Annotated in this window: 1 pseudogene; it reads right to left on the bottom strand. The window is 68.3% G+C overall.

Annotated elements, in window-relative coordinates:
- Positions 1–82: 82 nt before the first annotated feature.
- Positions 83–785, bottom strand: a pseudogene (locus tag J0A65_RS24620) (hypothetical protein); the annotation flags it as partial.

The raw sequence follows: 785 nt of genomic DNA, 5'->3' as shown, positions 1-785 counted from the left end.
CCACTTCCACCTGGACATGGGCATGTGGCGGATGTGCCGCTAGGGCGTCGCGTCTGGCTGCTGCAGGGCAGGGTTTACACCGCTAGCGCTTGGCCAGCAGCAGGTCGGCCGCCTGCCCGTTGCGTCCGTCGCTGAACTCGAACCGTCCCAGCTGGGCGATCTGGTCGTAGGCACCCAGGGCGATGCTGACGTCGCGCGCCTGCAGGTCGATGGCGCTGACACCAGCCTCGTCGAGTGTCTGCAGGTGCTGGCGGCCCTGGGCGTCGAAGCGCAGCAGGCGCAACTGGTCGAACACGGCATCGGCCGCGTCGATACGGCCATCGCCGTTGTCGTCGAAGCGCGCCAGCTCGGCGAAACCGTTGGCGGCGCCATGCTGGTCGCCGAACAGTTCGCGGCCGTCGTCGATGCGGCCATTGCCGTTGCGATCCAGCGCCAGCAGCGCATCGTCGCCGCTGGGCATGCTGACCGAGTCCGTGCGGCCATCGGCATCCAGGTCGAAGCGTGTCGGGCGGAGCAGGCCACTGGTGGAGAAGCCGTTGCCGGCCAGGTCCAGCACCAGGGGATCGACCTGCTGAGGCGTCTGTTCGAGCGTGACGTCGAGTTCCAGCGAGCGCTGGTCGACTACCGCCTGGCTGACGGAGGCGGCGCTGGCGGATACCGCCGGCGGCTCGACGGTGTCGTTCAGCTCGCGGGCGATCTCGCCGGGCTTCTGTTTGTCCTCGATGCCCAGGGTACGGCGCAGAATCTGGTAATCGAGGGATTCGCGCGCCGCCTTGTCCAGGTCA

Origin of the sequence: Bowmanella yangjiangensis (assembly GCF_017255015.1) — a bacterium.
Lineage (GTDB): Bacteria > Pseudomonadota > Gammaproteobacteria > Enterobacterales > Alteromonadaceae > Bowmanella > Bowmanella yangjiangensis.
The sequence above is the reverse complement of the archived record's forward strand: the minus strand, read 5'-3'. Positions and strand labels throughout refer to the sequence as shown.